This window comes from Mycobacteroides franklinii (genome assembly GCF_002013895.1).
Taxonomy (GTDB): Bacteria; Actinomycetota; Actinomycetes; order Mycobacteriales; family Mycobacteriaceae; genus Mycobacterium; species Mycobacterium franklinii.
The window spans coordinates 144,477-168,212 of record NZ_MAFQ01000001.1; the positions used below are offsets into that span (position 1 = coordinate 144,477).

At 64.8% G+C, this 23,736-nt stretch carries 26 protein-coding genes and 1 pseudogene; 13 read left to right on the plus strand and 14 right to left on the minus strand.

The genetic code is table 11. The features are described from left to right. Positions 1-19 precede the first annotated feature (19 nt). Together B4393_RS00900 and B4393_RS00905 are read right to left on the minus strand one after the other, a co-directional pair. A complete protein-coding gene (locus B4393_RS00900) occupies positions 20-1,237 on the minus strand; it encodes an acetyl-CoA C-acetyltransferase (protein ID WP_078332559.1) in 1,218 nt (405 codons plus the stop codon). A gap of 50 nt (positions 1,238-1,287) precedes the next feature. Further along, entirely contained in the window at positions 1,288-2,283 is a 996-nt protein-coding gene (locus B4393_RS00905; RefSeq protein WP_078332560.1) for an SGNH/GDSL hydrolase family protein, read from the minus strand. Between the two features lie 190 nt (positions 2,284-2,473). Between B4393_RS00905 and B4393_RS00910 the strand changes: the two genes are divergently transcribed. The 4 genes from B4393_RS00910 to B4393_RS00925 all read left to right on the plus strand — a co-directional run bounded on the left by B4393_RS00910 (position 2,474) and on the right by B4393_RS00925 (position 6,968). Continuing rightward, a complete protein-coding gene (locus B4393_RS00910; protein WP_078332561.1) occupies positions 2,474-3,562 on the plus strand; it encodes an alpha/beta hydrolase in 1,089 nt (362 codons plus the stop codon). Between the two features lie 90 nt (positions 3,563-3,652). Next, positions 3,653-5,050, plus strand: coding sequence for a cystathionine beta-synthase (locus B4393_RS00915; protein WP_070936225.1), 1,398 nt, complete (start codon positions 3,653-3,655; stop codon positions 5,048-5,050). A gap of 105 nt (positions 5,051-5,155) precedes the next feature. After that, positions 5,156-5,731 carry an RDD family protein gene (locus tag B4393_RS00920; protein WP_078332562.1) on the plus strand — a complete coding sequence of 192 codons (576 nt, stop codon included), beginning with the start codon at positions 5,156-5,158 and terminating at the stop codon, positions 5,729-5,731. Between the two features lie 64 nt (positions 5,732-5,795). Then, complete coding sequence (locus B4393_RS00925) at positions 5,796-6,968, plus strand: cystathionine gamma-synthase (protein WP_078332563.1); 1,173 nt, start codon at positions 5,796-5,798, stop codon at positions 6,966-6,968. On the opposite strand, the gene B4393_RS00930 is transcribed toward B4393_RS00925, so the two are convergent. Both B4393_RS00930 and B4393_RS28010 read right to left on the minus strand, forming a co-directional pair. Further along, the gene (locus B4393_RS00930) at positions 6,965-7,645 is read right to left on the minus strand and encodes a GOLPH3/VPS74 family protein (protein ID WP_078279025.1); all 681 of its coding nucleotides are present in this window, start codon (positions 7,643-7,645) and stop codon (positions 6,965-6,967) included. The two genes, B4393_RS00925 and B4393_RS00930, sit on opposite strands and share 4 nt — an antisense overlap. After that, positions 7,606-7,821, minus strand: a pseudogene (locus B4393_RS28010) (hypothetical protein). Before B4393_RS28010 ends, B4393_RS00930 begins: the two are co-directional and overlap by 40 nt. Here B4393_RS28010 and ilvA point away from each other — a divergent pair. After that, complete coding sequence (ilvA, locus tag B4393_RS00935; protein ID WP_236743086.1) at positions 7,783-8,931, plus strand: threonine ammonia-lyase; 1,149 nt, start codon at positions 7,783-7,785, stop codon at positions 8,929-8,931. The pseudogene B4393_RS28010 and the gene ilvA sit on opposite strands and share 39 nt — an antisense overlap. A gap of 93 nt (positions 8,932-9,024) precedes the next feature. Beyond that, positions 9,025-9,963 carry an endonuclease domain-containing protein gene (locus B4393_RS00940; RefSeq protein WP_078332565.1) on the plus strand — a complete coding sequence of 313 codons (939 nt, stop codon included), beginning with the start codon at positions 9,025-9,027 and terminating at the stop codon, positions 9,961-9,963. 33 nt (positions 9,964-9,996) lie between these two features. On the opposite strand, the gene greA is transcribed toward B4393_RS00940, so the two are convergent. Then, on the minus strand, positions 9,997-10,491 hold the full coding sequence (gene greA, locus B4393_RS00945) for a transcription elongation factor GreA (RefSeq protein ID WP_005059312.1): 495 nt from the start codon (positions 10,489-10,491) through the stop codon (positions 9,997-9,999). A gap of 275 nt (positions 10,492-10,766) precedes the next feature. Continuing rightward, entirely contained in the window at positions 10,767-11,186 is a 420-nt protein-coding gene (locus B4393_RS00950) for a DUF4307 domain-containing protein (RefSeq protein ID WP_078279021.1), read from the minus strand. A gap of 86 nt (positions 11,187-11,272) precedes the next feature. Between B4393_RS00950 and mca the strand changes: the two genes are divergently transcribed. From mca to B4393_RS00975, 5 genes are read left to right on the plus strand one after another with little or no spacing between them, the layout of a single operon-like run. Beyond that, positions 11,273-12,142 carry a mycothiol conjugate amidase Mca gene (mca, locus tag B4393_RS00955; RefSeq protein ID WP_078332566.1) on the plus strand — a complete coding sequence of 290 codons (870 nt, stop codon included), beginning with the start codon at positions 11,273-11,275 and terminating at the stop codon, positions 12,140-12,142. After that, entirely contained in the window at positions 12,139-12,429 is a 291-nt protein-coding gene (locus B4393_RS00960; RefSeq protein ID WP_078332567.1) for a hypothetical protein, read from the plus strand. Before mca ends, B4393_RS00960 begins: the two co-directional genes overlap by 4 nt. Then, a complete protein-coding gene (locus tag B4393_RS00965) occupies positions 12,419-14,404 on the plus strand; it encodes a thioredoxin domain-containing protein (RefSeq protein ID WP_078332568.1) in 1,986 nt (661 codons plus the stop codon). The genes B4393_RS00960 and B4393_RS00965 overlap by 11 nt, the downstream gene beginning before the upstream one ends. A gap of 10 nt (positions 14,405-14,414) precedes the next feature. Beyond that, a complete protein-coding gene (locus tag B4393_RS00970) occupies positions 14,415-14,789 on the plus strand; it encodes a nuclear transport factor 2 family protein (RefSeq protein WP_070936206.1) in 375 nt (124 codons plus the stop codon). A gap of 28 nt (positions 14,790-14,817) precedes the next feature. Next, on the plus strand, positions 14,818-15,399 hold the full coding sequence (locus tag B4393_RS00975) for a hypothetical protein (RefSeq protein ID WP_070936204.1): 582 nt from the start codon (positions 14,818-14,820) through the stop codon (positions 15,397-15,399). A gap of 7 nt (positions 15,400-15,406) precedes the next feature. On the opposite strand, the gene trhA is transcribed toward B4393_RS00975, so the two are convergent. After that, positions 15,407-16,138 carry a PAQR family membrane homeostasis protein TrhA gene (trhA, locus tag B4393_RS00980; RefSeq protein WP_078332569.1) on the minus strand — a complete coding sequence of 244 codons (732 nt, stop codon included), beginning with the start codon at positions 16,136-16,138 and terminating at the stop codon, positions 15,407-15,409. Between the two features lie 100 nt (positions 16,139-16,238). Here trhA and B4393_RS00985 point away from each other — a divergent pair, with 100 nt between their 5' ends. Beyond that, positions 16,239-17,021 carry a (2Z,6E)-farnesyl diphosphate synthase gene (locus B4393_RS00985; protein WP_070936199.1) on the plus strand — a complete coding sequence of 261 codons (783 nt, stop codon included), beginning with the start codon at positions 16,239-16,241 and terminating at the stop codon, positions 17,019-17,021. 81 nt (positions 17,022-17,102) lie between these two features. Beyond that, positions 17,103-17,627, plus strand: a complete 525-nt coding sequence (locus tag B4393_RS00990) for a DUF2165 domain-containing protein (protein ID WP_078332570.1) — start codon at positions 17,103-17,105, stop codon at positions 17,625-17,627. On the opposite strand, the gene B4393_RS00995 is transcribed toward B4393_RS00990, so the two are convergent. Genes B4393_RS00995 through B4393_RS01025 form a run of 7 tightly spaced genes read right to left on the minus strand, consistent with a single transcriptional unit; the run spans position 17,548 to position 23,634 of the window. Then, on the minus strand, positions 17,548-18,834 hold the full coding sequence (locus B4393_RS00995) for a cytochrome P450 (RefSeq protein WP_078332571.1): 1,287 nt from the start codon (positions 18,832-18,834) through the stop codon (positions 17,548-17,550). The genes B4393_RS00990 and B4393_RS00995 overlap by 80 nt on opposite strands. A 5-nt stretch (positions 18,835-18,839) precedes the next feature. Further along, on the minus strand, positions 18,840-19,385 hold the full coding sequence (locus B4393_RS01000) for a Cif family virulence factor (protein WP_043079429.1): 546 nt from the start codon (positions 19,383-19,385) through the stop codon (positions 18,840-18,842). Between the two features lie 11 nt (positions 19,386-19,396). Then, positions 19,397-19,597, minus strand: coding sequence for a ferredoxin (locus tag B4393_RS01005; RefSeq protein WP_070936191.1), 201 nt, complete (start codon positions 19,595-19,597; stop codon positions 19,397-19,399). Next, positions 19,597-20,988 (minus strand): cytochrome P450, encoded by a 1,392-nt coding sequence (locus tag B4393_RS01010; protein ID WP_078332572.1) that lies wholly within the window; start codon positions 20,986-20,988, stop codon positions 19,597-19,599. Before B4393_RS01010 ends, B4393_RS01005 begins: the two co-directional genes overlap by 1 nt. Next, positions 20,985-21,812, minus strand: a complete 828-nt coding sequence (locus B4393_RS01015) for an SDR family oxidoreductase (RefSeq protein WP_078332573.1) — start codon at positions 21,810-21,812, stop codon at positions 20,985-20,987. Before B4393_RS01015 ends, B4393_RS01010 begins: the two co-directional genes overlap by 4 nt. After that, positions 21,812-23,047 (minus strand): cytochrome P450, encoded by a 1,236-nt coding sequence (locus B4393_RS01020; RefSeq protein ID WP_413816122.1) that lies wholly within the window; start codon positions 23,045-23,047, stop codon positions 21,812-21,814. The genes B4393_RS01015 and B4393_RS01020 overlap by 1 nt, the downstream gene beginning before the upstream one ends. Then, positions 23,044-23,634, minus strand: coding sequence for a TetR/AcrR family transcriptional regulator (locus B4393_RS01025; protein ID WP_070936183.1), 591 nt, complete (start codon positions 23,632-23,634; stop codon positions 23,044-23,046). Before B4393_RS01025 ends, B4393_RS01020 begins: the two co-directional genes overlap by 4 nt. Positions 23,635-23,736: the final 102 nt, after the last annotated feature.

A 23,736-nucleotide genomic window follows, 5' to 3' on the forward strand; every position in this document is an offset into this window, starting at 1 on the left:
GTGTCGACGAAAGGGAGAACTAAGCGAGCCGCTCGATGACCATCGCCATACCCTGGCCGCCACCGACACACATGGTCTCGACGCCGAAGGTCTTGTCATAGGTGGTCAGGTTGTTCAGCAGCGTGGCGGTGATGCGGGCACCGGTCATGCCGAACGGGTGACCCAGGGCGATCGCGCCGCCGGAGACGTTCAGCTTGTCCTCGTCGATGCCCAGCTCGCGGGCCGAGCCCAGCACCTGCACCGCGAACGCCTCGTTGATCTCGAACAGATCGATATCGCCAATCGACTTGCCCGCGTTCGCCAGTGCGCGCTTGACAGCCTCGATCGGGCCCAGACCCATGATCTCGGGGGACAGGCCGGAGACACCGGTCGAGACGATGCGCGCCAGCGGGGTCAGACCCAGCTCCTTGGCCCGCACATCGCTCATGATGACCAGCGCGGCCGCACCGTCGTTGAGCGGGCACGCGTTACCGGCGGTGATGGTGCCGTTCGGGCGGAACACCGGCTTGAGCTGGCTGATGGCCTCGTAGGTGGTGCCGGCGCGCGGGCCGTCATCCTTGGACACGACGGTGCCGTCGGCCAGGGTCACCGGGGTGATTTCACGCTCGAAAAAGCCATCAGCGATGGCCTTTTCGGCCCGGTTCTGGCTACGCACACCCCAGTGGTCCTGGTCCTCGCGGCTGATGCCGGTGTGCAGTGCCACGTTCTCGGCGGTCTGGCCCATGGCGATGTACACGTCGGGGGTCAGGCCGTCGTTGCGCGGGTCATGCCATTCGGTGGCACCCTGCGCGGCGGTGACGGTGCGGGCCTCGGCCTCGCCGTACACCGGGTTGTGGGTGTCGGGCCAGCCGTCGGAGGTGCCCTTCGGGAAGCGCGAAACCGTCTCCACGCCAGCGGAAATGAAGGCGTGGCCCTCGCCGGCCTTGATGGCGTGGAACGCCATCCGGGTGGTCTGCAGCGAGGACGAGCAGTAGCGGTTGACGGTGGTGCCGGGCAGGAAGTCGTAACCGAGCTGCACCGCTACGGCGCGCCCGATGTTGAAACCGGCCTCGCCGCCGGGCTGACCGCAGCCCAGCATCAGGTCGTCGATGTCCTTGGGGTCGAGTGCGGGCACCTTGTCGAGAGCGGCGCGCACCATCTGCGCGGCCAGGTCATCCGGCCGCATGCTCACCAGCGAGCCCTTGCCGGCCCGCCCGATCGGGGAGCGGGCAAGGGAAACGATCACGGCTTCGGGCATGAAAACTCCTGAATATAGGGGATTTAGTACTGGTTCTACTCCCCAGGAATCTAATGCAGCGACACCGCGGGCAGATCGTCGGGTTCCGTGATGCCGGTAGCGATCTCCGCGGCGTTACGCCGCCAGATTCGGCCCAGGACGCGCATCCGCGCGCTCATGGTCTGTGATTCGGCTGCTGCGGACACCCACGGCAAATCCGGGATGGGCCCACCCGTCCATTCACCGAGTGAATTCGCGAGGGCTGGCAGCAGCAGCCGCGCTGCCAGCGCATATCCCGCGGCGGAGGGGTGGTAGTGATCGTCGGCGAACATCTCCTCGGGTGCCTGCAGGAATTCCGGAGCCAGCAGATCGGCAAGCGGAACCGGCAGGCCACCGGCGGCGCGTACCGCCGCGGTCTGGAAATGGGCCAGCCGCAGCCCGCGGGAGCGCACCACCGCGCGCAGCGGCTGCGGGATGGCGGTGATCACCCCGAAATCGGGGCAGGTGCCCACCACGACGACGGACCCGGCCGCGCGCAGGCGCCGCACCGCGTCGCCCAGGCGTTGCGCGGAGGCCCGCACCGCGTTGAGCGAGGTCACATCGTTCGCGCCGATCATCATCACCGCGGCGTCCGGTGGCGGGCCGATGATCGACATGGCGTCGATCTGGGCCGCCAATCCCTTTGATGTCGCCCCCGATATCGCCTTGGTCGACAGGCGGATTCGCTTCCCGGACTCTTCGGCCAAACCGCGCGCCAAGAGCACCCCGGGCACTTCATCGGGGACGTGGCAGCCGTAGCCGGTGGCGGTGGAGTCACCGAATACCGCGAGGTGCAGGTCGAACTGAACGCCGCGGCTGTACTTCGTCACCGGACCGCCGCCCGGTGTGTACACGCCGTCGGCGACCGGGGGAGCGTCATGTGTCTTCGGGACCACGCGGCGAACCTGCCTGGCCTGCGCATTCAGGAAGCTGTACGCGCCCCACCCGGCAGTGCCCATCGCGGCGCCCGCGGCCCCGGTGCTCAGGGCTGCCCAGATGGTGCGTCGGCGCGTGGCGAGGATGCTCACGCTGGCTATTTTCACTGACCGCGACACCCCGCGCCAGTCCTCTGACCAGCATTGCGAGAAATGAGGCAGGGACGATGCGGTATCGAAAGCGGTTTGTTGCTTGTTGATGGGTATAGTCCATCGGGCGCTAGCTGCCAGCTAGCAGCCTGAGTAAACGCAGGACACTGGCTAGGCAAAGGAGCCTGAACAGATGACCGCACCGAAGCGCGCTCCCGGATACGGGCATGCGACAGGGTCTGCAGGATCCTCGCTGAGTGGCCTGAATACGCTGGTCCGCGGCCTGCCGCTGAGTGACGGCGCCGCCGTCGAAGTGATCGAGGACGCGGCGAGTCTGGCCGCGCAGCTGCTCGGATTCGGCGTACGGATGACGGTGCGCACGGTGCTGCAGATCGGCAGCCATGCCCCCACACTCCCGTACCCCTTTGGGCTGATCGAAGAGCTGGGCCGCGTCCTGGTTCCCCCGCGTGGCACGGTCAAGGCGACCGTCACGCTGGCGAACACCAACGCGCGGCTGATTCGCGCCAAGGGTGTCGGGCCGGTAGACGGCACCGGGCGTGTGGTGCTGTATCTGCACGGCGGCGCGTTCATCGTCGGTGGCCCAAACACCCACAGCGCCATGGTGTCCACCATCTCCCAGCATGCCGACGCACCGTGTCTGGTGGTTGATTACCGGATGCCGCCGAAGGCTTCCCTGGACCAGGCCGTCGACGACTGCCTCGATGGATACCGCTGGCTGCGCGCGCAAGGATATGCGGCGGATCAGATTGTGCTGGCGGGTGATTCGGCGGGCGGATTTCTATCGGTAGCCGTGGCTCAACGCCTGCTGGCTGAGGATGGTGAGGCCCCGGCGGCGCTGGCCCTCATCTCGCCGCTCATCGAGCTGGATCCTGCGCCCAAGGTGGCGCATGAGAACGCCAAGACCGACGTCATGTTGCCGCCCAACTGCTTTGAGGCGCTCGAGAAGATCCTCACCAAGGCCGGTGGCGGCATACCCCCCCAAGAGATCATCGACAAGGTCGACGGCCGGATGCCGCAGACGCTGGTGCATTGCTCCGGGTCGGAGGTGCTGCTCTACGACGCTCGCCTGCTGGGGCAGCGCCTTGCCGAGCAGGGGGTGCCGGTGGAGATCAAGATCTGGCCCGGCCAGATGCACGTCTTCCAGGTGGCCACCAAGATCGTGCCCGAGGCCAAGAGGTCGCTGGCGCAGATCGGCCAGTACATCCGCGACGCGGTGCCCGAGACGTCCTCGGCCGAGTTCGTCGCACCGGCCGCGGTCTGATCCCTGCCTGAGGTCCTCGGCGCGCGAACCAGCCGTCTGTGATGGAGCCTCTTCGCGCGAGCTGCTCGTCGGTCTAATAGCGTTACCGGCATGCGCATCGCCCAGCATGTCTCGGATCTGATCGGTAACACCCCCCTCGTCCGGCTGAACTCGGTGGTGCCCGAGGGATACGCGACGGTGGCCGCCAAGATCGAATACCTCAACCCCGGCGGCAGCTCCAAGGACCGCATCGCCGTCAAGATGATCGAGGCCGCCGAGGAGGCGGGCCTACTCAAGCCCGGTGGCACCATCGTCGAACCTACCTCGGGTAACACCGGCGTCGGACTGGCCCTGGTCGCCCAGCGCAAGGGGTATCGCTGCGTATTCGTGTGCCCCGACAAGGTCAGCGAAGACAAGCGGAATGTGTTGCGGGCCTATGGGGCCGAAGTCGTCGTGTGCCCCACCGCGGTACCGCCGGAGCACCCCGACAGCTACTACAACGTCTCGGACCGCCTGGTGCGTGAGATCGAGGGCGCCTGGAAGCCCGACCAGTACTCCAACCCGAACGGCCCCGCCAGCCACTACGAGACCACCGGCCCGGAAATCTGGGCCGACACCGATGGCAAGATCACCCACTTCGTCGCCGGAGTGGGCACCGGAGGGACGATCACGGGCGCGGGCCGGTACCTCAAGGAGGTATCGGGGGGTGCCGTCAAGGTCGTCGGTGCCGATCCGGAGGGGTCGGTCTACTCCGGCGGCACCGGCCGCCCCTACCTCGTCGAAGGTGTGGGAGAGGACTTTTGGCCCACCGCCTACGACCCCAGTGTGGTTGACGAGGTCATCGCGGTATCCGATGCGGACTCGTTCGAGATGACTCGCCGCCTTGCCCGGGAAGAGGGATTGCTGGTCGGCGGATCCTGCGGGATGGCAGTGGTGGCGGCAATTCGGTTGGCAGAGAGGGTCGGTCCCGATGGGCTGGTCGTCGTGCTGTTGCCCGACGGTGGCCGCGGATACCTGTCCAAGGTGTTCAACGACGGCTGGATGTCCTCCTACGGGTTCCTGCGCAGCCGTCTGGACGGCAGCGTCTCCGAGCCGACCGTGGGTGACGTGCTGCGCGGAAAGTCCGGGGCACTACCGGATTTGGTGCACACTCATCCGTCGGAGACGGTGCGTGACGCCATCGAGATCCTGCGCGAGTACGGGGTGTCACAGATGCCGGTCGTGGGTGCCGAACCGCCCGTCATGGCGGGTGAGGTCGCCGGGTCTGTTTCTGAAAGAGAGCTGCTGTCAGCGGTATTCGAAGGCCGGGCCCAACTCGCTGATGCGGTGGCTGAGCACATGAGCCCACCGTTGCCGCTGGTCGGCTCGGGGGAGCCGCTGAGCACTGCCGGGTCCATGCTGCGTGACACCGACGCGGTGATGGTCGTCGACGAGGGCAAGCCCGTTGGCGTTATTACCCGCCATGACCTGCTGGGATTCGTCTCCTCGGGTCGAGGCGTACGGCACTGAATTTCACCCAAATCGTTTCGCGGAAGCCAACCTGTGGAAACGCTGGACGCGTAATGTGCTCTGTTGGTCGACGCTGATGCGTGTCATACGAACTGGAGGACAATCGTGACCGAAGTTCCACCGCCCCCGCCGCAGGATCCGGGCGCTTACCCGCCGCCTCCTCCTGCCGCCGGTGCGCCGGCCCTGCCGGGTAGCAATTTTGAGATCTGGATCAAGCGTGTTGGCGCTGCTCTGATCGACAACGGGATTGTCGCGGTCCTGTACTGGATCGGATACGGCATCGCCATGGCCACCGCCGAAAAGCAGAGCTTCTCGTCAAGCGTCTACAACAACGATTCCATGAATGGCATGTCCTATGGCGAGGACGCCGAGGTCTACAGCTTCACCGGCCTCGGCATGGCTGCGGTCACCATCTTCGGTATCGCGGCGCTTGCCTTCTGGCTCTGGAATCTGAAGAAGCAGGGTGACACCGGCTCGACCATCGGTAAGGGAGTGCTCGGCATCAAGGTGCTGAGCGAGACCACCGGTCAGCCCATCGGATTCGGCATGTCCGTGGTGCGTCAGATCGCGCACTTCCTCGATGCTGTCATCTGTTACATCGGCTTCCTGCTGCCGCTCTTCACCGCGAAGCGTCAGACGATCGCCGACATGCTAGTGAAGACCGTCGTCGTTCCCAAGTAAGAACTAATCGTCAGGCGGCGCTGGGCTGTCTCACACCCACCGGTCCGGTATAGGCTCGGACCCGATGAGTGAGCAGCGCAGCGCCGCCGACGCGTCTCGGTGGCAAGGGTTTTCCACAAGGGCCATCCACGGTGGTTTCCATGCCGATCCGCAGACCGGCGCGGTCAACGTGCCGATTTACGCCAGCTCGACCTTCGCCCAGGATGGCGTCGGTCAGCTGCGCGGAGGCTTCGAGTACGCACGCACGGGTAATCCCACGCGCGCGGTTCTCGAGTCCTCGCTGGCGGCATTGGAGGACGCCCACTTCGGCAGGGCATTCTCATCGGGGATGGCGGCCACCGACTGCGTCCTGCGTGCGCTGCTGCGTCCCGGCGATCACCTGATCATCCCCAACGACGCCTACGGCGGCACCTTCCGGCTCATCGACAAGGTGTTCTCGCAGTGGGGGATTGGTCATACCCCCGTGCCGGTGGCCGATGTCGACGCCATTCGTGCGGCGATCACCCCCAACACCAAGCTGATCTGGTTGGAGACGCCCACCAACCCGCTGCTGAGCATCGCCGATATCGCGGCGGTCGCGCAGGTGGCGGCAGAGCATTCGGTGAAGCTGTTGGTGGACAACACCTTCGCCTCGCCCGCGCTGCAGCAGCCGCTGAATCTCGGCGCTGACATCGTGTTGCACTCCACCACCAAATACATTGGCGGACACTCCGATGTCGTGGGTGGTGCGTTGCTCACCAACGACGAGGAGTTGGACACCGCGTTCGCTTTCCTGCAGAACGGGGCGGGCGCCGTGCCGGGCCCGTTCGATGCCTACCTGACCTATCGGGGCATCAAGACCTTGGCATTGCGGATGCAGCGGCACAGTGAGAACGCGCAAGCGGTGGCCGAGTTCTTGGCCGGCCACTCCGCGGTGGCGCACACCATCTACCCGGGGCTGGACAGCCATCCCGGGCATGCGGTGGCCGCCAAGCAGATGCGTGCATTCGGCGGAATGATCAGCGTGCGGCTCGCCGGAGGACGCCAGGCCGCACTCGACTTGTGCTCGCGAACAGAGCTTTTCATTCTGGCTGAATCCTTGGGCGGCGTTGAGTCGCTGATCGAGCATCCCGGTGCCATGACGCACGCGTCGACTGCCGGATCACTGCTGGAGGTGCCGGAAGATCTGGTGCGTCTCTCGGTGGGCATCGAAGAGGTCGGCGACCTGATCGGGGATCTCGAACACGCCTTGCGCTAAACGCAATGGTTCATTGAATGCAGGGCCGCCGAGATCACCGCGGCGGTCACTGCGAGATTGACCGCAGGACCGCGATTGTCACGGGTCTGGGCAGCCCATCCGCCGTCGGCAATCGTTTGCGACCACCGAGACACCTGCTGCCTGCCGATTGGGTCCAGGCTCAAGATCGCGTCGAATCCGTTGACCCCGTGTAGCACTGCGATGATGGCGGCGGTACTCGGCGCGGGTGGTGCGTAGTGGAACAACACATCCGTGACGCCCTGACGTACGGCGTTGGCGCGCTCGTTGTTGGTCACAGGCCAGTACTTCTCGGGGAACAGTCGGCTACCCATCCGGACGGTGTGAATATCGCCGGTGATCTCCAGCCGGTGCAGCATCTGCGAGTTCACTCCGCGGCCCACTTTGGTGATCGCCTCGGCCGGGCTCATCGGCCGTCGTCGCAGCCGGTGTATCGCCCGATCGAGCACCGGATCCCCGATATCGGGAGCCTGCAGTACGAGCAGATTGCCGGCCTTCGAGGGCTCACCGTGTGTTGCCGGTCGAACGCGTTGCGCCAGAGCAAGATCCAACACGATCGCGGCAGCTAGAGCCTGCGCGCGCCGATTCTTGTCCAGCAGCGGCCGTCCCGAGGCATTGTTCAGCAACAGAAGCAGGAGGTCCTCCGCAATCTGTGGCATGAGGGGACAATAGCGGCAGAACAGGTGACATGATGCCTGGCATGGCGACAGAGTCAGCGGGAGCAACGGGTTTGGTAACGGTCCAGGAGATCCAGGAGGTGGCCGAGCGGCTCGCCCCTGTGATCCGACGCACACCGATGGTGGCCTTCCGTGCGCTCAGTGACCGCTGCGGGCATGAGGTACGCCTCAAGTGCGAAAACCTGCAACGCACAGGATCTTTCAAACCGCGCGGCGCCTATAACCGGATCAGTCTGCTGCCCGACGACCAACGGGTGAACGGGGTGGTGGCGGCCAGCGCGGGTAACCACGCTCAGGGCGTGGCCTGGGCGGCGACCACGCTGGCTATCCCGTCGACGGTGTTCATGCCGGTGGGGGCGGCGTTACCCAAGATCGTCGCGACCCGCTCCTACGGCGCAACCGTGCACCTCACGGGCAGCACCATCGATGAGGCGCTGGTGGCCGCGACGGAGTTCGCAGCGGAAACCGGCGCGGTACTCATTCATCCCTTCGACCATCGCGATGTCGTCGCCGGGCAGGCCACCGTCGGACTCGAGATCCTGCAGCAGCTCCCTGAGGTAGGCACCATCGTGGTGCCCGCGGGCGGCGGCGGCCTCGTCGCGGGCGTCGCCGCAGTGGTCAAGGCGGCGCGGCCGGAGGTGCGGATCGTCGCGGTGCAGGCCGCCGGTGCCGCCGCCTTCCCGGTGTCGCTGAAAGCCGGGCACCCGGTGGCATTGGAGTCGATGGACACCATGGCCGACGGCATCGCGGTGGGTAAGCCCGGAGCGGTGCCCTTCGAGCATGTGGCCGCATTGGTTGACGATGTGGTCACCGTCAGCGAGGAGGCGTTATCGCGCGGGCTGCTGCTCTGCCTGGAGCGGGCCAAGCTGGTGGTGGAACCCGCCGGGGCTGCCGCGGTAGCCGCGTTGCTCACCCTGTCCGCGGAAGAGCTGGGACTCACCGGCCCGGTGTGTGCGGTGCTCTCGGGCGGAAACATCGACCCGCTGCTGCTCACCCACGTCATCACCCATGGTCTACGGGCGGCTGGGCGCTACCTGACGGTGCGGGTGACCGTCGCCGACGCACCCGGCGGGCTTTCGGGTCTGTTGGATGTTTTCCGGTCCTCGGGCGCCAGCGTCGTCGACGTCACGCACTGGCGTAACAGCGAGCGTCTGCGTCTGGGCGAGGTGGATGTACTGGCGACCGTCGAGACACGGGGGCCAGAACACCGTCAGGCCGTCCTCGACGCAATCGTCGCGGCCGGCCTGACGGTTCAAGAAGAGCGTTAGCTCCGCACCCCTCTTGCCGATCGAGTGCGAGCCTGACGCGGCTTTCGGCCCCGTTTTCCGCGTCAGGCTCGCACTCGGCGTCGGGTGCGGTGGATGTCGGTCGCCGGTGTGATGCTGCGAGCCATGGGGGAGATTCTGTGGCCGTTCCGCTCAACCGAGATGCTTTCCACCGGCGCGATGACCGAGCACCACCTACGCACCCGATATCGCCAGCTGTATCCGAGCATCTATGTCCCGCGTGATGCCGAGGTAAGCGCGACGCAGCGCGCACACGCGGCATGGTTATGGACGGAACGTGGCGGTGTCATCGCCGGGGTCGCGGCTTCGGCCGTCTACGGCGCCAAATGGGTCGCCGCAGGCGCGACGGTAGACGTGATCCATCGTCACCATAAGACCGCCGCGGGTTTACGAGTCCATCGGGATGTACTGATGGACAACGAGATTGCGCAGGTCAAGGGTCTTGCCGTTACTAGTGCTGCCCGGACGGCCTTCGACCTGGGTCGATGGTTGCCGGAGTCTGCTGCCGTCGAGCGGATAGACGCTCTGATGGCGGCCACCGGCGTGGCGACCACCGAGATCGCGGCAGTGATGGACGTGCACAAAGGAGTGCGCGGCCTGGCACGTTTGGCAGACACCTTGAATCTGGTGGACGGTGGTTCCGAATCGCCGCAGGAGACCAGAACGCGGCTGCTCTTGGTGAGATCGGGCTTACCGCGGCCGCGGACGCAGATCCAGGTGTTCAACCGCTACGGCGACTTCGTCGCGCGCATCGACATGGGGTGGGAGGAGCTGAAGGTCGGCGTGGAATTCGACGGAGCCCAGCACTGGTTGGATGCGCGCCAACGATCTCGTGACATCGATCGGGCGTCGGAATTGGCGGCCGAGGGTTGGGTGATCGTGCATGTGAGTGCCGACATGCTGCGCCATCGGGCGGGCACTGTGGTCGCGCGTGTTGATGAGGCGCTCAGGAATGCCGCCAAACCCACAACGAGCGCGAGCCTCACGCGGATTTCGGCTCAGATTTCCGCGTGAGGCTCGCACTCGATCGAAGAACTAATCGAAAAATTACTCGTGGTACGGCTCGGCGCTGACCAGCGTGACCTGCACCTCGGTGCCATTGGGCACCGTGTAGCTGCGGGTCTCGCCGACCTTGGCGTCGATCAGTGCGCCACCGAGTGGGGAGCTGGGGGAGTACACCTCGAGCTTGCCGTCCTTGACACCCTCCTGGCGGGTGGCGATGAGGAAGGTCTCGGTGTCGCCCTTGTCGCCGTCGTAGTAGACCTTGACGACGGAACCGGGCAGCGCGACACCGGACTGGGTCGGCGCTTCACCGACCTTGGCGTTGTTGAGCAGTTCCTGCAGCTGACGGATGCGCGCCTCTTGCTGGCCCTGTTCTTCGCGGGCGGCGTGGTAGCCACCGTTCTCGCGCAGGTCTCCCTCTTCGCGGCGCTCGTTGATCTCGGCGGCGATGACGGGGCGGTTGGCGATCAGTTGGTCGAGTTCCGCCTTGAGCCGATCATGTGATTCCTGGGTCAGCCAGGTCACCTGGGTGTCGGTCATGGTGCAGGTACTCCTTGCCTCAGGCCAGCAACGTCCACTGGCGCTCATCTATCGGGTGCCGGGTCGGGTGCATTGCTCGGTCATCCTGGGGGCTTGACTCTCCAAAATGCAGCAATACACGGTCCCAGCAGGGATCCGTGTATCCGCCCAGCATACCACTGTCGCTGTGATGTTCAGCCTATTTTTGGTGGAGGTTTGCCCGATGTGAACGTTGCCGACGTCTGTCTGATGGCACCGGGTGTGGTTCCGTGGGGCCGATGGCGGCAGGTTTTAGGTCAGGATGCGACCAGATACACCGGAACCGCCAGGCTGCAGCCGTAAACGTCTCCGGTCACCGGGGGTCGCGTCGACTTCACCAGGGCTGTGACCGGTACGGATCGTTCCGACGACGGTGGCACCAGCACCTCGCGCCGGCCGGTCTCGCTGCCGTCGATGGATCGTGCGCGCAGGATGCAGACGGCGGGTTTGGACGGGTCTTTGCGTTCCACGGAGGCGGTGACGGAGACCGTCGAGGAGTCGACGAGCTTGTAGGCGGAAAGTTCGCCCTTGACGTCCCCGGGTCCCAAGCGGCTATATCCGATCGCGGCGATCGCGACCCCCGCCACGATGACCAATGCGGTCAGTCCGATGGCGATCCAGCGGCCGCGGTGGGGCTTGGCGGGCTTGGTGCCGTAACGGTCCTCTGGTCGCTGCACGGGTCAACGGTATGACGGGTATACCCGAGATGAAACGATGGGGGCGCGAGAGCAGTGATGGCTGACAGAAAGAGGCGGGCGCACGGGTGACCGGATTGCGATTGATGGCGGTGCACGCCCACCCCGATGACGAGGCCAGTAAGGGAGCTGCCACCAGTGCGCGGTACGCCGCCGAGGGCAATGACGTCATGGTGGTGACCCTCACCGGTGGTGAGCGCGGCGACATTCTCAACCCGGCCATGGACCGTCCCGAGGTTGCCGCGAACATCGGGACCATCCGCCGCGAGGAGATGGCCAAGGCCGCTGCCGAGCTCGGCGTGCAACACCGCTGGCTCGGCTACGTGGACTCCGGACTGCCGCAGGGCGACCCGCTGCCGCCCTTGCCATCGGATTCGTTTGCACTGGTGCCCATCGAGGAGCCGATCGCCAAGCTGGTCGCGGTGATCCGAGAATTTCGCCCCCACGTCATGACGACCTACGACGAGAACGGCGGCTATCCGCACCCGGATCACATTCGGTGCCACGAGGTGTCGATGGCGGCCTTCGACGCCGCGGCCGACCCGGAACAGTTCCCCGAGGCAGGCGAGCCGTGGACCGTCAGCAAGATCTACTACAACCATGGGTTCATGCGGGCGCGTATGCAGTTGCTCAACGATGAGTGCAAGAAACACGGATACAAGGGCCCGTTCGATGAATGGCTCGAGCGCTGGCCGGCCGATGACGACACCTTCGACCGCCGGGTGACCACCAGGGTGCCCTGCGCGGACTTCTTCGACGCCCGGGACGCGGCGTTGCGTGCGCACGCGTCGCAGATCCCGCCGGACAGTAGCTTTTTCGCAGTGCCTCGCGAGTTCGAGCGGCGACTGTGGCCCACCGAGGACTTCGAGCTCGCGAGGTCACGGGTGCCGACGAGCACCCCCGAGGACGATTTGTTCGCAGGAGTTGAAACCAAATGATGTTGATGCACACCGTGCTGGTGCTCGCCGACGAGAAGAGCCCGACCAACGTCGGGCCGGACTTCGGTAAGGCCGGCCCCTTCGGTTTGACAGTGGTGGTGCTGCTGCTGGTGGGCACCTTCTTTCTGATCCGGTCGATGAACGCGCATCTGCGCAAGCTGCCGGAGACGTTCGATCCGGAACATCCCGAGCCCGATCAGGCCGTCGACGATGGCACGGTGGGAACGTCGGCCGACAAACCCGAGACTCCCTCGGATTCCACCGATCAGCGGGGCGATGACCGTTAACCGGCTCGGCGAGGCGACCAGCCCATACCTGCGCCAGCATGTCGACAACCCGGTGCACTGGCAGCAGTGGACGCCGGAAGCGTTGCAGGAAGCACAATCTCGTGACGTGCCGATCCTGCTGTCGGTCGGGTACGCGGCCTGCCATTGGTGTCATGTGATGGCCCACGAGTCCTTCGAGGACGACGAGGTGGCCGCCGTCATGAATGCCGGGTTCGTCAACATCAAGGTCGATCGGGAAGAGCGTCCCGATCTGGATGCCGTCTACATGAACGCGACCGTCGCGATGAACGGCCAGGGCGGATGGCCCATGACATGCTTCCTGACCCCGGACGGCCGGCCGTTCTACACCGGCACCTACTATCCGAAACAGGGTTTTCTGCAGCTGCTTTCGGCTGTGCGCGAGGCCTGGGACCAACGCCGCGATGAGGTGGAAGAGGCCGCGTCGAGCATCACCGGACAGCTGCAAGAGATGTCGGGCCGCCTACCCGCGGGGCCGGGTGTGGACATCGCGTTGTGCGATGCCGCCATCGCCGCGATCCTGCCCGCCGAGGACATGCGCTTCGGAGGTTTCGGTGGGGCGCCGAAGTTTCCGCCGTCGTCTCTGTTGGAGGCGCTGCTGCGCGGATACGAACGAACCGGGGACGCCGCGGTGCTCGGTGTGGTGGCCCGGACCGCGACGGCGATGGCGCGCGGTGGCATCTACGACCAGCTGGCCGGAGGGTTCGCGCGGTACAGCGTGGACGCCGCCTGGGTGGTGCCGCACTTCGAGAAGATGCTGTACGACAACGCACTCCTGCTGCGCGTCTATGCGCATTGGGCGCGCCGCACCGGCGACGCGCTGGCACGTCGGATCGCCTCGGAGACGGCCGATTTCCTGCTGAACGAGCTGCGGGTGGGGGATTTGTTCGTCTCGTCGCTGGATGCCGACGCCGACGGCTCCGAAGGCTCCACCTATGTGTGGACACCCGAGCATCTTGCCGAGGTTCTGGGCACCGAGGATGGCGCTTGGGCCGCAACACTTTTCGAAGTGACGCCGACGGGAACCTTTGAGCACGGCAGCTCGGTGCTGCAGCTGCTGCGTGACCCCGAAGGCGATGCAGACGTGGATCGGTGGCGACGTGTACGCGGGGCGCTGCTGGCGGAGCGATCGCGACGAGTGCAACCCGGCCGCGACGACAAGGCCGTCACCGCCTGGAATGGGCTGACGATCACCGCGCTCGTGGAAGCCTCGATCGCCCTGGACCGCGATGATCTGCTGGACGCGGCGGGTGGGTGTGCCGCCGCACTGTTGGAGCTGCATGTGCGTGACGGGCGGCTGCGGCGTGCGAGCCTGGGAGGTCAGGTATCGGACGGTGACGGTGTGCTGGAGGATTACGGCACACTCGCGACGGGCCTGCTCTCGCTGTATCAGGTTACCGGCCAATGGCGTTGGCGCGAGGCTGCCGCACAGCTGCTGGACACCGCCCTGGACCATTTCGCCGATCCGGAATCGCCCGGCGCCTGGTTCGATGTCGCCGACGATGCCGAGCAGCTGGTGCTGCGTCCGAGCGATCCGCTTGATGGTGCGACCCCGTCCGGGGCGTCCTCGGTGACAGAAGCCTTGCTTACCGCCGGCTATCTGCTGGAGGAGGCACGGTACCGAGGCGCCGCACAGGCCTCGCTGTCGGCGGCATCCATGGCACTGGCGCGCGCACCACGGTCGGCCGGCCATTGGCTGGCTGTGGCCGAAGCCGCGGTCCGCGGACCGATCCAGGTGGCGGTGGCCTGCGACGCGGAGGCCTCCGCGTTGCTGCGACGGGCCCGGCTGTCCGCCCCCGGTGGTGCGATTGTGGTTGGTGGGGTTAAGGATTCGAGCGAGCTACTGCGCGACAGGGGGCAGATCAACGACGCCGACGCGGCCTATGTGTGCCGGGGCACCGTCTGCGACCTCCCGGTCACCGGGACCGCACAATTAGACGCCGCGTTGGGTAGGTAGCGTCCGGGGCATGACCGTAACCCGCGAACAAGTTCTCGCCGTCGTCCAGAGCTACTGCGATCTGCTCACCTCGGGCACCGCAGCGCAGATCGCCGACCTGTACGCCGATGACGCGACCGTGGAGGATCCGCTGGGCGCCGACGTCCTCAAGGGCCGTGAGGCGATCCAGGGTTTCTACGCCACCATCGAGCCGCTGGACCGTCACGGCGAGCTGAAGCTGGTGCGGGCCACGAACAACGAGGCCGCGTTCAACTTCGAGCTGACCATCAAGCACGCGAACGGCGGCATGGTCATCGCGCCCATCGACGTGATGACCTTCGACGACAACGGCAAGATCACCTCGATGCGGGCCTTCTGGACCCAGGACGACATCAAGCAGCTCTAGACCGCTTGCGGCGCTGTATGTTCGCCGCATGATTGCCTCTGCACGCGACCAGCTCGAAGGGCTGGGCTTCCTGTACAGCTATCTGCAGCGAGTCTTCGTCTTCACCAGGACGATGCAGATGCTGGACCCGCAACGCCCGGTCGACGTGAACGCCGACGAGCTCAAGGGGGCCCTTGACCTCGTCGGCGATACGGTCCGGCAGTTCGATTTCGAGAGCGGGCTGAGCGTGGCGCAGCGTGCGGCGCTCAGCCCGATCATCGCGGCGGTGCGTGGCTGGATCGACGGGAACCGGCCACAGCCGAACGACTCGCGTGCGCGGGGGATCGCGCACGCCGCGAGTGCGGCCTACTTTGACGAGCACCTGAACTCGGCCCGGATCCACCTGGGGGACCACTACGACGCCGGCTATGCCGATTACTGCAGGCAGCGCATCCTTCTGCTCCAGGCTTGGGTCCGACAGGTGAGTTCGATCGTCGGGAAAACCGCGGACGGGGTGCCCCTGACGAGTGACGAGGAATCGGCCCTCGGCCGCGTCGTCCACACGATGGCTGCCGACGACGCCGAATCCGTTGTCCGGAACTTCGCCACGGTTCAGGCGGCGCTCGCGTGAGGAGCCGTCACGAGAAGACGGCGAACCAGACCGCGATGTAGTGACATGTCGCGGCGATGACCGTCGCGGCATGGAAGAACTCGTGGTGCCCGAAGTGCAGCGGCCACGGGTTTGGCCACTTCGCGGCGTACAGGATGGCGCCGATGCTGTAGAGGGCGCCGCCGACGATCAGCAGCACCACCGCGGGCACTCCGGCGCCCTGGAGCAGCGTCGGGAAGAAGCCGACAGCGACCCAGCCGAGCAGCAGGTACAGCGGCACTCCCACCCAACGCGGAGCCGTCGGCCAACACATCTTCAGGATCACCCCGGCGAGTGCGCCACCCCACACGATGGCCAGCACCAGATTGCCCTCAGACCGCGGCATCGCGAGCATCGCGAAGGGCGTGTAGCTGCCCGCGATGAACACGAAGATCATCGAGTGATCGAGGCGTTTCATCCAGGTGCGGGTGGTCGGCGATTTCCAGTTCACCCGGTGATACGCGGCGCTGACTCCGAACACGCCCAGCACGGTCAGGCTGTAGATGGCGGTCGCGAGGCCGGCCTTTGGTGAGCGCACCGACCACGCGACGGATACCAGCACAATCCCCGTGACGATCGCGATGACGCAGGCGTAGAAATGGATCCAGCCGCGCGCCTTGGGTTTGATCGGCAGGGTCTCGATGCCGCCGACCAGTGCGGCCATCGGGATGGAGAGTTCAGCGGTGGGTGCTTCGGGTGCAGGAGACTCATCGGTCTGCATGCGTCACAGTATCCCTTCTTGTCTGGACGGTGATTGTGAACGTTCTGTGCAGATCGATATCTGCTGCTCCGGTGCGCGACTGGCTCGCTAGGCTGGGTCTGTGGAGATCATCCCGCCGACGCTGAAGGAACCGCTGTACAAGCTTTACGAAATGCGGCTCCGTCAGGAGCTGGCCAAGGCGTCGAAACCTCGGCATATCGCTGTCCTGTGTGACGGAAACCGTCGTTGGGCACGGTCGGCGGGGTACACCGATGTCAGCCACGGATACCGGATGGGCGCCCGCAAGATCGGTGAGATGCTCGGCTGGTGTGAGGATGCCGGCGTCGAGATGGCCACTGTGTACCTGCTGTCGGCGGAAAATCTGACGCGTGACCCGGAGCAACTCGGGGAGCTGCTGGAGATCATCACCGATGTGGTCGAGGAGCTGTGCGCTCCGCAGAACCGGTGGAGTGTGCGTAGCGTCGGTGACCTCGATCTGCTGCCCGACGAAGTGGCCGAACGTATGCGCCAGGCCGTGAAGTCCGCCCCTTCGGATGCTCGCTTCCATGTCAACGTCGCGGTCGGCTACGGCGGCCGGCAGGAGATCACCGACGCGGTGCGCACCCTGCTGAACAAGGAGCTCGCCAACGGCGCCACTGCCGAGCAGCTGGTGCAGGCGGTGACTGTTGAGGGCATCTCCGAGAACCTGTACACCTCAGGGCAGCCGGATCCAGACCTGGTGATCCGCACATCGGGGGAGCAGCGGTTGTCCGGCTTCCTGCTCTGGCAGAGTGCCTATTCCGAGATGTGGTTCACCGACGCGTACTGGCCAGAGTTCCGGCGGGTGGATTTCCTGCGCGCACTGCGCGATTACGCCGCGAGGAACCGGCGCTTCGGGCAATAGCGACCCTGCGGTGACGCTCGCCGAGGAGGTTTGTTGATTCATCGCGTGGGGGCTGTACTAGCAAGGCTTGGTACCGCCCGGATGGTCTGCACCGTGCTCGTGGGGTTGATGGCGTTGTACATGCTTGTGGTGGCGTTCGGAAACATCACTGACTTCCACACCAATGAGGCGTTCGTTCGTCATGTTCTCGCCATGGATACCACCAACTTTGGCCAACCGGCCGGTCAGGGACTCGATGTCGACATCATGTGGCGCGCGGTTCGTTCGCCGGCGGCGCAGACCGTGACCTACTGCCTCATCATCGTGTGGGAGGCGCTTGCGGGCCTCGTACTTCTGGTGAGCGTGTGGCAATGGTTGTGGGGCCGTACATCCCAGGCGCGGGCAGTGTCCACGGCAGGGTTGTTGATGGTGATCGTGCAGTTCTTTGGAGGGTTCATCGTGATCGGCGGTGAGTGGTTCCAGATGTGGCGCTCAACGCAGTGGACCGGGACCGAGGTGGCCTTTCGATGTTCCGTGCTTGCCCTGTTCACCCTGATGTTTGTGCGGTTCGGGCGTTTCTCGCCGGACGATCAGACCGAGGACAGTACGCCGTGTCGAACTTCTTGATGCCGTTGATCCACCCCGAATGGAATCGGGGCGCATCCCCGATGCGCGAGATGTCCGGCATTCGGTCAGCGATCTTGTTGAAGATGATCTCCAGCTCAACCTTCGCCAAGTTGGCGCCCAGACAGTAGTGCGCACCCGTGCCACCGAAACCCAGATGGGGGTTGGGGTCGCGCGTGATGTCGAAGGTATGCGGGTTCTCGAAGACTTCCTCGTCGAAGTTGGCGGACGGATAGAGCATCACCACCCGTTCGCCCGCCGCGATGGGTACGCCGCCGATCATGGTGTCCTGCAGCGCAGTTCGCTGTTGTGAGATCAGCGGCGAGGTGTACCGGACAATCTCGTCAACCGCGGTAGCGGGACGGCCGGTCTTGAACAGCTCCCACTGGTCGGGGTGTTCCAGGAACGCCATCATGCCCATGGTGGTTGCGTTCCGGGTGGTTTCGTTGCCCGCCACCGACAGCATCACGACGAAAAAGCCGAACTGTTCGGGAGTGAGCTGCTCACCGTCCACCGTGCCGGCCAGCAGGCGGGACACCACGTCGTTCCCGGGACAGTCGCGACGCTGTTCGGCGAGCTGATAGCAGTATCCGAGGATCTGCGCGGCGCCGATACGCGGGTCGACCTCGACATCGGCCTCGTCATACCCCGTCATCTGGTTGCTCCACTCGAAGAGCTTGACGCGGTCTTCCTCTGGGACGCCGATCAATTCGGCGATGGCCTGCATTGGCAGCTCGCTGGCCACCTCGCGGACGAACTCGCCATGCCCGCCGTCCAGTGCCGCCTGCACGATTCGCTCGGCACGCTCCTCCAGGGTGATACGCAGCGCTGCGATGGAGCGCGGCGTGAACATGCGCGACACCAATCCGCGAAGTTGGGTGTGCTCGGGGGCGTCCTTGTTGATGAGGACCGACAGCGTGGCCTGGAACTCTTCGGGGCTGATGTGATCCTCAAGGCGGGGAATGGCACCCTTGCGGCCCGATGAGAAGATATCGGTGTGTAGTGAAACCTCCCGTACATCATGGTGTTTGGTGATCACCCAATACCCGTCGTCGGTGAACCCGCCGACGGTGCGCGGTTGCGGGTTCCACCAGACGGGAGCTTCGCGACGCAGGGTGGCGAACTCTTCATGGGGCATCCGGTTCCCGTACAACTCGGGATCGGTGAAATCGAAATCCGCGGGAAGGCCCAGTTCGGCAGCGGTCTTCATGGCGGTCACCAGAGGGGGACCGGGGTCTTGCCCAGGGGGTAGTAGCCGGGCACCTTCTCGCCCGACAGGCCGCGCTGGATGCGCTTCTGCATGCCTTCACTGAGCTTGCCTGCCTTGATGAGATCCATGTACAGGGCGGACACGTGGCCGAAGTCGAAGAAGTCGCGCTGCCAATTCCATTGGCCGTTACCCGCATACCGGAACCAGCTGCCCCCGATGCCGTAGATCTCCGACTGTCCTCCAGCGGAATCGGTAGCCACCTGCTTCCAGAATCCGATGACCTCGCCTTGCCTGTCGTCGACGATCACCTTCTGATACGGGTACGTCCAGCCTTCTAACCCTTCCATTTCTTGCCCCAACGCAATGTCGCGTATTTCATCGATACCGACGCACATCACGTCTTCCTTGGGGCCGATGTTCCAGCCGTAGGTGGCGTCATCAGTGTAGAAGCGTGCCAACGGTTTCCAGTCGCCTGTCTTCTCGGCATCCAGGTTGGCTTGGAGCCAGTCCGCGACGACATCGTCGAGTTCTTGGCGGGGGAATTGCGGCATCGTCGACGCTCCTATTTCTCGGTGATGAACAGTGCTCGTACGGGACACTCCTCGACGGCCCGCTCGATCTCGTCGCGGGCGTCCTCGGGTGGTTCATGGTTCAGAATTTCGACGGTGCCGCGTTTCGGCACGCGGAAGTAGTCGGGGGCCTCCAGCTCGCACATGGCATGTCCCTGGCACAGATCGGCGTCTACGTCGACCCGGTACGTCATCAGGCACTCCGGTGTTGGGTGTCGCCGGCCCCGCTACTCCTGCGGCGATAGCGGACCTTGGCGGGCTTCGCCAGCTGCACCACCATCTTGGAGTGGTCATTGTGGTACGAGTCGGCGGGCTGGGCCATCTCGAACTCATACTCGCGCAACAACACCGAGAAAATCGCCTTGATCTGCATGGTGGCGAAGGCGGCGCCCACGCAGCGGTGCCGGCCGGCGCCGAACGGTATCCACGTCCAGCGGTTGACGATGTCTTCCTGGCGCGGCTTCTCGTAGCGGTCAGGTACGAAGCCGTCCGGGTCGGGGAAGTCCTCGGCAATCCGGTTCGAGACGGCGGGGGAGGCCGCCACCATGTCCCCGTCGTGGATGGGGAACCCACCCACCTCGAATTCGCCCTTGGCGACCCGCATCAGGATGATCAGGGGCGGATGTAGCCGCAGGGTTTCCTTGAGCACGTTCTCGAGCTTCGGGATCTGCCGCAGCGCATGGAAACTCACCTCGCTGCCGTCGGCGTACAGCTCGTTCAGTTCATCGATGACCTGAGTCTGGATATCGGGATGGCGCAGCAGCTCGATGAGCACCCATGAGGCGGTCCCCGAGCTGGTGTGGTGCCCGGCGAACATCATCGAGATGAACATGCCGGTGATCTCGTCGGCGGTGAAGCGGGGATTGCCATCCTCGTCCTTGATCATGATCAGCACGTCGAGCATGTCGCGCTGACTCTTATCCGTCGGGGAACTAGCGGACCGTTGCACCCGGCCGTTGATTATCTCTTGAACCAGCGCGACCAAGCCCAGGCGCGCCTCATCGCGCTGGCGGAAACTCTCGATCTCCAGGTATGGGTCCACGTAGCACAGCGGATCGGTGCCCTGCTCCAGCTGGTGGTAGAGGTGGGCGAATCTGCCGTCCAGTTCATCGCGGAACTTCTTGCCGATCAGGCAGGCTGACGAGGTGTAGATGGTCAGTTCGGCGAAGAAGTCAAGCAGGTCGATTTCACCGCTCTCACCCCAGCGCGAGATCATTTGGCGTACTTCACTTTCGATGGTGGTTGCATGTCCCTTCATCTGTTCACCGCGCAGTGCCGCGTTGTGCAACATCTCCTTGCGGCGTTCGGGATCGGCGTCGAAGACCACCCCCTTGCCGAAGATCGGTGTCATGAATGGGTAGGCCTCGGCCTGGTCCAGATCTTCATCGCTGGAACGGAAGAAGAACTCGTTGGCCTCGGCGCCGGAAAGGAAGACGACCTGCTTGTCGGCGAGCTGGAAAGTGCCGACGTTTCCGCATTCCTCACGGATGCGCTTCATCAGCGCAATGGGATCGGTACGGAACTCCTCGAGATGCCCGTACTGATCCGCACCGCCCGAGACTCGGGGGACGGTGGGTGTGGTCATGACGGCATCCCTTCTTCACCGAGCTCAAGCTTCTGTTTGTCCGGCGGTGCATCCTTGAGTGGCGCCTCGGGCTGCACCTCCATCTCGGGGATGTGTACACCCCTGGGTGTTTCGGCGACGAAGGACACCGCACGCGCGATATCGGAAGGGCGCAGGAAATAGGAGTGGCGCGCCTGACCCCAGCTCTTCCAATCCTCCAGCATGGGAGCAACCTGCTCGGCGGAGAGCTGCCAGCCCATCGAGGTCAGGGTGGGGCCGGGATGCACGATCGATGCCCGAACGCCGGTGCCCTCCAACTCCATGCGCATGGTGTTGACCATCGCGAGCAGTGCCGCCTTGGCAGCACCGTAGGCGCCCATGTGTGGACGCTGATGCAGTGCGACGTCGGAGCCGATGAAGATGACATCACCACGCCGACGCGCCACCATATCGGGAACGATCGATGTGGCGAGCCGATTGGCGCCCAGCAGGTGTACTTGAATCTGCGCGGCGAAGGTGTCCGCGCTCATTTCGTGGACGCGGCCCGGGTACATGTCACCGGCGCCGGATATCAGAAGGTCGATTTCACCCAGTGCGTCAATGCTCTCCGCGACAAACGATTTCACCGAGTCGGCATCGGTGACGTCCAGCGGGAACGCCACGGCTTCGCCGCCGTCGGCGCGGATCTTGTCGACGAGCTCGGTCAACTTGTCGACGCGGCGGGCGCCGAGCGCGACCGGAAATCCGCGGCCCGCCAGTTCGATTGCCGTTGCCGCGCCGATGCCCGAGGAGGCTCCGGCGATGATGGACGGGCGACGCTTTGGGTGCGGATCAAAACGCGGCATCAGTTGACCTCCACGGTGATGGGTAGGTGGGCGAATCCACGGACATTGCTGGAATGCACACGTACGGAGTTGCTTTCGTCGATCTCGTAGCGCTTGATCCTGGTGAACAGTTCGGTCAAAGCCACCTTGGCCTCCATGCGGGCCAGGTGCGCGCCGAGGCAGAAATGCGCGCCGCTACCGAAACTGACCAGCTTGGCGCCGATCTCGCGGCCGATGCGGTATTCGTCGGCGCCGTCGAATACCCGGTCGTCGCGGTTGGCCGACCCGGGGAGCAGCAACAGAACGTCACCGGCCGTAATCGTGGTGTCGTAGAACGACATGTCCTGGGCGACGGTGCGAGCCAGAATTTGGCTGGATGTGTCGTAGCGCAGTGTCTCTTCCACCCACAGCGGTATGCGCTCGTGATCGGCGTGCACGGCCGCGAGTTGGTCGGGATTGCGGTGGCCCCAGTAGACCGCGTTGGCCAGCAGCTTGGTGGTGGTCTCGTTCCCGGCGATCACCATGAGGAACAGGAATGCCAGCACCTCTTCGTCGGTGAGTCGGTCCCCGTCGATTTCCGCTTGCAGCAGCGCCGATGTCAGGTCCTCTGTGGGGCGGCGTCGACGCTGCTTGACCATGTCGATGTAGTACGTCATGAGATCGATCGACGCCTGAATGGCCTTGGGCGGCACGTCGGCCAGTCCGTCCTCGCGATGCATGACGCCATCGGCCAGTTCCCGGATGCGGGTGCGGTCGGGTTCGGGTACACCCATCAGCTCGGAGATGACGTCCATGGGCAGCTTGCCGGCGTAGTCGGCGATGAAGTCGAACGAGCCGTCGGACGCGCCGGCCAGTGCTCGTTCCAGATGGGTGCGTGCCAGCGCGACGACCTGTCCCTCGAGCTCACGAATGCGCCGGGGAGTAAATCCCTTTGATACCAGCGTGCGCAGCCGAAGGTGCTCGGGGTCGTCCATGGCCAGGAACGACATGACGAGTTTGGCGTGCGGCCCGAAGGAGGCCTTGTCCATCGATACGCCGTTGGCGTTGGACAGTGCCTCGCTGTTCCTGAAGCCTTGCAGCACATCGTGGTGTCGCGACAGCGCCCAGAAGTTCAGCTCGTCGTTGCGATAGAGCGGTGCTTCGTCACGTAATCGCCGGTAGTACGGGTACGGGTCTTCGTGGAAGTCATAGTTGTACGGGTCGAGCACTAGAGGTGATGCCGTCATTTCCCTCGTCTCTTCGCGCAAGCGGCTCATCGGTCGCGCTCTCCCAACATGAGATCCACGACGAAGGTCAGCTTGTCGGCGATCTGGTGATACGTGAAGGTGCCGCTACCCGCGTGCATGAGCGCGCCGAAAAACGTCATTTCGAGGGCCGATACCACGCGAGGATCGGCGTCCGGCCCCATCGCGGAACGGATCCTGCGATGGATCTCCAGTCCGATCTTGTCGCGGACACTGCGCACGGCCTCGTCGGTATTGCTCAGCAGCGCCGTGGTGCAGCCGGTCGCGATTTCGGGCTCGTCGGCAACGACAAGAGCCAGGCTTCGCAGCGTCTTGGTGACCCGGGTGGCCTGGGTGTCATTGACGTCCGTGAAGTAGGGCGCCTCGTGGATGAGGTCCAGATAGATCTCGGCGACAAGGTGGCTCTTTGACGAGAAGTACGTGTACGCGGTGGCGGGGGCGACCTTCGCGCGGGCTGCGACACCGCGGATCGTCATGTCTGCGTATGTGGTCTCGCCGAGCAGCTCCCGGCCCGCCGTGACGATCTTGTGGATCGTCTCTTCTTGCCGCTTGTTCCGCGGCGTTTCATCTGTGAGGGCTGCCATAACTTCACTGGACACGTGTCCAGATTAGCGTCAAGTGCGCTACGCGGCAAGATCGAGTGTGAAAAATGCTGTCCACCATCAATTATTGGGGGCGACCTGGCTATGGCCTTGCCATGG

What these genes read in the sequence shown, in the direction of transcription:
- B4393_RS00900 (WP_078332559.1), bottom strand. Translation starts at nt 1,237, where the DNA reads ATGCCCGAAGCCGTGATCGTTTCCCTTGCCCGCTCCCCGATCGGGCGG.
- B4393_RS00910 (WP_078332561.1), top strand. Translation starts at nt 2,474, where the DNA reads ATGACCGCACCGAAGCGCGCTCCCGGATACGGGCATGCGACAGGGTCT.
- B4393_RS00915 (WP_070936225.1), top strand. Translation starts at nt 3,653, where the DNA reads ATGCGCATCGCCCAGCATGTCTCGGATCTGATCGGTAACACCCCCCTC.
- B4393_RS00925 (WP_078332563.1), top strand. Translation starts at nt 5,796, where the DNA reads ATGAGTGAGCAGCGCAGCGCCGCCGACGCGTCTCGGTGGCAAGGGTTT.
- B4393_RS00930 (WP_078279025.1), bottom strand. Translation starts at nt 7,645, where the DNA reads ATGCCACAGATTGCGGAGGACCTCCTGCTTCTGTTGCTGAACAATGCC.
- ilvA (WP_236743086.1), top strand. Translation starts at nt 7,783, where the DNA reads ATGGTGGCCTTCCGTGCGCTCAGTGACCGCTGCGGGCATGAGGTACGC.
- B4393_RS00940 (WP_078332565.1), top strand. Translation starts at nt 9,025, where the DNA reads ATGTCGGTCGCCGGTGTGATGCTGCGAGCCATGGGGGAGATTCTGTGG.
- greA (WP_005059312.1), bottom strand. Translation starts at nt 10,491, where the DNA reads ATGACCGACACCCAGGTGACCTGGCTGACCCAGGAATCACATGATCGG.
- B4393_RS00960 (WP_078332567.1), top strand. Translation starts at nt 12,139, where the DNA reads ATGATGTTGATGCACACCGTGCTGGTGCTCGCCGACGAGAAGAGCCCG.
- B4393_RS00965 (WP_078332568.1), top strand. Translation starts at nt 12,419, where the DNA reads ATGACCGTTAACCGGCTCGGCGAGGCGACCAGCCCATACCTGCGCCAG.
- B4393_RS00970 (WP_070936206.1), top strand. Translation starts at nt 14,415, where the DNA reads ATGACCGTAACCCGCGAACAAGTTCTCGCCGTCGTCCAGAGCTACTGC.
- B4393_RS00975 (WP_070936204.1), top strand. Translation starts at nt 14,818, where the DNA reads ATGATTGCCTCTGCACGCGACCAGCTCGAAGGGCTGGGCTTCCTGTAC.
- trhA (WP_078332569.1), bottom strand. Translation starts at nt 16,138, where the DNA reads ATGCAGACCGATGAGTCTCCTGCACCCGAAGCACCCACCGCTGAACTC.
- B4393_RS00990 (WP_078332570.1), top strand. Translation starts at nt 17,103, where the DNA reads ATGGTCTGCACCGTGCTCGTGGGGTTGATGGCGTTGTACATGCTTGTG.
- B4393_RS00995 (WP_078332571.1), bottom strand. Translation starts at nt 18,834, where the DNA reads ATGAAGACCGCTGCCGAACTGGGCCTTCCCGCGGATTTCGATTTCACC.
- B4393_RS01000 (WP_043079429.1), bottom strand. Translation starts at nt 19,385, where the DNA reads ATGCCGCAATTCCCCCGCCAAGAACTCGACGATGTCGTCGCGGACTGG.
- B4393_RS01005 (WP_070936191.1), bottom strand. Translation starts at nt 19,597, where the DNA reads ATGACGTACCGGGTCGACGTAGACGCCGATCTGTGCCAGGGACATGCC.
- B4393_RS01010 (WP_078332572.1), bottom strand. Translation starts at nt 20,988, where the DNA reads ATGACCACACCCACCGTCCCCCGAGTCTCGGGCGGTGCGGATCAGTAC.
- B4393_RS01015 (WP_078332573.1), bottom strand. Translation starts at nt 21,812, where the DNA reads ATGCCGCGTTTTGATCCGCACCCAAAGCGTCGCCCGTCCATCATCGCC.
- B4393_RS01020 (WP_413816122.1), bottom strand. Translation starts at nt 23,047, where the DNA reads ATGAGCCGCTTGCGCGAAGAGACGAGGGAAATGACGGCATCACCTCTA.